The organism is Hydrogenophaga sp. NFH-34, from assembly GCF_021401345.1.
Lineage (GTDB): Bacteria > Pseudomonadota > Gammaproteobacteria > Burkholderiales > Burkholderiaceae_C > Hydrogenophaga > Hydrogenophaga electricum.
Map to the genome: position 1 here is coordinate 1 of NZ_JACBGE010000053.1, position 4,828 is coordinate 4,828.

General features: G+C 66.9%; 5 protein-coding genes. 1 reads left to right on the forward strand and 4 read right to left on the reverse strand.

Annotated elements, in window-relative coordinates:
- Positions 1-626: 626 nt before the first annotated feature.
- The 3 genes from L0977_RS25160 to qac are packed head-to-tail and all read right to left on the reverse strand — an operon-like array spanning position 627 to position 1,734.
- Positions 627-935, reverse strand: a complete 309-nt coding sequence (locus L0977_RS25160) for a hypothetical protein (protein ID WP_049194245.1) — start codon at positions 933-935, stop codon at positions 627-629.
- The gene (locus L0977_RS25165) at positions 932-1,366 is read right to left on the reverse strand and encodes a conjugal transfer protein TraD (RefSeq protein ID WP_049218643.1); all 435 of its coding nucleotides are present in this window, start codon (positions 1,364-1,366) and stop codon (positions 932-934) included. The genes L0977_RS25160 and L0977_RS25165 overlap by 4 nt, the downstream gene beginning before the upstream one ends.
- Before the next feature lie 35 nt (positions 1,367-1,401).
- Positions 1,402-1,734 (reverse strand): quaternary ammonium compound efflux SMR transporter QacL, encoded by a 333-nt coding sequence (gene qac, locus L0977_RS25170; RefSeq protein WP_049194240.1) that lies wholly within the window; start codon positions 1,732-1,734, stop codon positions 1,402-1,404.
- Positions 1,735-2,085: 351 nt separating this feature from the next.
- Here qac and L0977_RS25175 point away from each other — a divergent pair, with 351 nt between their 5' ends.
- Positions 2,086-3,702, forward strand: a complete 1,617-nt coding sequence (locus L0977_RS25175) for a MobA/MobL family protein (RefSeq protein WP_234267663.1) — start codon at positions 2,086-2,088, stop codon at positions 3,700-3,702.
- Here the strand turns inward: L0977_RS25175 and L0977_RS25180 are convergent.
- Positions 3,699-4,475, reverse strand: a complete 777-nt coding sequence (locus L0977_RS25180; RefSeq protein ID WP_049194246.1) for a replication initiation protein — start codon at positions 4,473-4,475, stop codon at positions 3,699-3,701. The genes L0977_RS25175 and L0977_RS25180 overlap by 4 nt on opposite strands.
- Positions 4,476-4,828 lie beyond the last annotated feature (353 nt).

The following is a 4,828-nucleotide window of genomic DNA, read 5'->3' on the forward strand; positions in this document are numbered from 1 at the left end:
ACTATTAAAAAACCCCTTCGGGAAGCGCCGCGCTGTGGATAAGCGCCGTTGCTGACCGAACCGGGGCACGGGGCACCCCTGCGGGGTTCCCCCACCGCTTCGCGGCGGCTCCCCCTCCCGCATATCGAGGCCCCCAAAGGGGGCGAGCTGTCCCCCCTTCGCGCCCTACGGGCTTGACCAGCCCCCTTCGGGCTGGACCCCCGCATGGGGTCTTGCCCCATACGCCGCGGGAGCAGGGGGCGGGCTTCGCCCTTCTCCTGCTCCCCGGCTGAGGCTATCGGGGTTCCGTAGGCGTCAAGGGCCGGGCTTCGCCCTCTCCGGGGCTGCCCGTGTCCTCGCCCTGCGGGCTGCGGGCCGCGCCAGCAGCCCCTACGACCCTTGACCCCTACTCCACCCCTTGGCGTCCCCTGAAAACGCGCTGTAGAGCCTCTGGAGTGGCCAGGAAGGGCAGTCAAGGGGTTGGTGCGGCCCGCAGCCCGCAGGGCGAGGACACGGCCCCTTGACGGCCCTGGAGGGCCAATAGCCTGTGCGAGAGGGGGCAGGACAAAGGGCGCAGCCCGCCAGGACTGCCCCCCGAGCCTCCCGGCGGCGAGGGCGGAGGTCTGGAGGCAGCGCCTCCAGGGTGTTCAGGACTTGGGCAGGGTGATGCGGGTCGGCAGATCGTCGGACGGGCCTTCGTCGTCCAGAAAGGCCGGTTCCTCGTCGGCGGGCCGGGTGGCGAGCCACGCGGACGCCTCGGCCAAGGCATCCTCGTAGGCCGCCTTCTCGGCCATCTCGCGCTCGGTCGCCTCGTCGGTGGCCGGGAAGGCCGACAGGTAGGGCGACAGCGGGAACACCCCGCCGCCCACTTCCTCGCCGTTCTCCAGCAGCCGCAGCCGCCAGCCGCCGCCCAGTTCGGCGGGGCGGGGGTCGATGGCATAGCCGTAGTCCGTCATCGCCGCGCCCTCTCGGCCAGCAGGGCATCGCCTTTGGCCTTCCAAGCTGCCCTCTTGGCGTCATCGACCTGGGCCTCGGCCAGCGACACCAGAGCGCCCAGCAGCTCGCCCCGGTCGCGGGTCGGCTTGCCTGTCGTGGTATCGACCAACCCGGCCAGGATCAGCAGGCCCGCCGACTGGTACAGCTCATGGTCGCGGGCCTTCCTCTCGGCGGCCTTCTCGGCGTTGATGATGCGGGCGGCGTCGGCGCGGGCCTTCTGGGCGCGTTCGGCGGCCTTCTCGGCGCGTACCAGGGCGGCCAGTTTGCGGGCGTCGTCGGCGGTGCGGTCGGGCTTGTCGGCCAGCATCAGCAGCAGGCGCTGTTGATCGCTGGGAGCCTTCAAGCCGCGCAGGTATGCCAGCCGTTCGGCCAGCCACTTGTCCTGCGTCATGGGTGCGTCTCCCTCTGTGTTAGATGCCAGCCCGGTCAATGTGCGCTGACCTTGGATAGCAGATTTAGAACGGCGACGCCACTAACGATAAGTCCCATGCCAACGAACGCCCACAAGTCTAGTTTCTGGCCATGGAAGATCCAAGCGATAGCTGCCACAAGTACGATGCCGAGGCCAGCCCAAACAGCATAAGCAATGCCGACCGGGATGGACTTGAGTGCGAGAGAGAGGAAATAGAACGCAAGCCCGTAGCCAGCCACAACTACAACAGAAGGAACTAACTTGGTGAATCCATGGCTAGACTTCAGTGCGGAAGTTGCGATGACCTCGCCAAAGATTGAAACAGCCAGAAATATCCAGTTCTTCACGCGCAATCTCCTCTACGGTATGAAGGAGAAATTGTAGTGGCTATGAGTTGCCAAAAACAGTCTTGCGGCTATCGATTTTCTGTGAGCATACGCAACGCCAAATCTGGCATCTAACGCCTGAGTTAAGCCGCGCCGCGAAGCGGCGTCGGCTTGAATGAATTGTTAGATGCTCCCATTCTACGCGGAAGGTGGCCGTGGCGCGACGGCTGCTGTATCCTTCCGTTTTACGGAAGGCGCGCTTAGTTGTTTCTCGGCAAGCCGAGAAACGCGCGGCAGGGGAAGCCCCTGCACCCCAGCGCCTACGGCGCAAAAACACGAGGAGCGGCGGCGGTGGCAATCGGGCGATTGAGCATGAAGGTAGGCAAGGCCGGTAAGGCCGGGCCTCATGCTGCCTACATCGCCCGCGAAGGCCAGTACGCCGACCGCCTAGAGCGCGGCGAAAAGTTGGAGGCGACCGAGGCGGGCAACATGCCCGCCTGGGCGCAGTCCAACCCGCAAGCGTTCTGGCAGGCGGCGGACGCCTTCGAGCGCAAGAACGGCACCACCTACCGCGAAATGGAGATTGCCCTTCCGCGTGAGCTGGACGCCGATCAGCGGGCCGCGCTGGTGCGCGAGTTTGTACGCCAGGAGATAGGCGACCGCCACGCCTATCAGTGGGCGATCCACACGCCCACGGCGGCGGACGGCCAGGAGCAGCCGCACGTGCATCTGATGTTCTCGGAGCGGCAGCGCGACGGCATCGAGCGCGACCCGGAGCAGTACTTCAAGCGGTACAACGCCAAGGCCCCGGAGAAGGGCGGCGCACGCAAGGGCTACGGCCCGAGCGCGGGCCAGACCTTGACCAAGGCCGAGCGGGCCGCCGAGCTGAAAGAGCTGCGCGGGCGCTGGGAGGCCATGTGCAATGCGCACCTGGAGCGGGCCGGGGTGGAGCAGCGCATCGACATGCGCAGCCACGCCGAGCGCGGCACCGGCCTGGAGCCGGAGCGCAAGCAGTTGCCGAGCCAGTGGCGCGGCCAGGGCCGGGCCAACGTGATCGAGTTCCGGCAGGCCCGCGCCGAGCTGGCCGAGGCCCGCCAGGAGCTGGCCCGCGCCGTGCCCGACGCCCGCGCCGAGGTCATCCACCTGGAGGCCGAGCGGCAGCGCCGCGAACAGGCCCAGCGGGAGGCCCGAGAGCGGGCCGAGCGTGAGAAGGCGCAGCAGGAGCGCCAGCGCCTGGAGCGCATGAACAGCCGCGAGTTGGCCCAGGAGATTGCCCGCCTGCGGCCGCCGCGAGTGATCGACCTGGTAGAGCGCGACCCGGTAGTGCTCCAGGCCGAAGCCGAGCGCCAGGCGCTCCAGAACCGGCACACCGAAGCGGGCAGCGCCGCAGCCCGCGCCCGCGACCAGGCGCAGGCATGGCGGGAGGCGCACAAGGTGCAGGCGTGGTTCCACGACAAGGGCATCGGGCATGCGCCCAAGCTGCGCGAGCTGGAACAACAGCGCGAGGAACACCGCGCCGAGTGGCAGCGACTTGGGCCGCGCATCGAGGAAGCCAGCTTGCGCGTGCAGCACGTGCGCCAGCAGGCGCACCAGCGCATCGAGGCCGAGCAGGCGCCGATCCGGGCCAAGGTGGCCGAGCTGGAAGCCTTGCAGAAGGAGAAGGCCCGCCAGGAGCGCGAGGCCGAGGCGAAGCGGCTACAGCAGCAGCGCATCGAGCGCGAGCGGGAGGCGGTGCCCAGGGACTTCAAGCTGATGGCCCAGCGGCGCGAGTTGCGCATGTCGGGGTGGAGTGACCGGGGCGAGCAGTGGAAGGCCGCGCCCGAGGGTTTGAAGAAGCTGATCGACGGCTACAACGCCGCACCGAAGGAGATGCGCCCCGCCATCCTCGACCGCATCCTCAACGATGGCCAGCGCCGCGAGCAGGTGCGCGAGCTGCTGGCCGAGCAGCGGCAGCAGTACCGCGCCAACGACCGAGGCATGAGCCGCTAGAGCGGGAGCTGCCCCTGCGGATCGCGCATGAAGGTGAAGCGCAGCGCCTTGACCTTGCGGCCCGCCTTGATCGGCTGCCACTGGATCAGCCAGCCGTCCTTCTCGGTCAGTTCCTTGACCGCAGGATCGATGATCCGGCGCTTCACTTGGCCGAAGTCACTGAGGCTCGGCGGCGCGTCCATCGAGGCTTTGAAGTCCTCGATGGTGTATTCGGCCCAGCCGGTCGACTCGAAGCGCATCAGCAGTTCCAGGAGCTTCCAGGAGTAGCCCGAGCGCAGGGCGCTGGCCTGCTGGAGCTGGTAGGTCGTGAACTGCCGTTGCAGGCCGGTGAGGTGGCGCAGCAGATCCGGCCACCACGCCAGTTCGACCCAGCCCTCGCCGTCCTGGTACTTCACCGACCCCACCCAGCGCATTTGCACCCGCGTCGGCGGCAGCGGCTTGCCGTTGCGCTTGTGGGCAGGCTCGTAGAACGTGATCGAGCGGTTGTAGAGCTGCTTGGCCGCGCCCTGGAGCTGGTCATAGGCCGTGTTCATATCGACCTCGAAGGTCTCGGCGTATTCGGCGGCGGTGATCTTGGTGCGCGGCACCTCGCCGGGCTTGAGCACGCGGCGGCTGTCCAGCTTGGACACCGCAGCGGCCACGATGCGTTTCTCGGCCAGCGTCAGGCCGTGGCCTGCCCGCGTGAGCGCATTGCTCATCGTCACCCACCGTTCCCCCGCTGGCCGCTCCACGTCGGCCACGTCGTAGCCCTGCGCCTTGTGCGCCAGGGCCATTTGCTCCCGCTTCGTCCCCGCCATCCTGACAACCTCCGGGCTTTGCTGACATGAAAATATGAAGTCAGTATAGGCCAATCCTGACGCCTGCACAATTAGTCAGGATTGTGGATTGCACCCGAAAAAAGTCAGGCAAACCCGAAAAATGTCAGGGATGGCCCGAAAAATGTCAGGATAGGCGGACGTAACTCTTTGATTTAAAAGAGAAATTCCCCTTATAAACAAGAGAAAAACTATTAAAAAACCCCTTCGGGAAGCGCCGCGCTGTGGATAAGCGCCGTTGCTGACCGAACCGGGGCACGGGGCACCCCTGCGGGGTTCCCCCACCGCTTCGCGGCGGCTCCCCCTCCCGC

Coding starts and splice junctions, on each gene's coding strand:
- L0977_RS25175 (WP_234267663.1), top strand. CDS start 2,086: ATGAAGGTAGGCAAGGCCGGTAAGGCCGGGCCTCATGCTGCCTACATC.
- L0977_RS25180 (WP_049194246.1), bottom strand. CDS start 4,475: ATGGCCCTGGCGCACAAGGCGCAGGGCTACGACGTGGCCGACGTGGAG.
- L0977_RS25160 (WP_049194245.1), bottom strand. CDS start 935: ATGACGGACTACGGCTATGCCATCGACCCCCGCCCCGCCGAACTGGGC.
- L0977_RS25165 (WP_049218643.1), bottom strand. CDS start 1,366: ATGACGCAGGACAAGTGGCTGGCCGAACGGCTGGCATACCTGCGCGGC.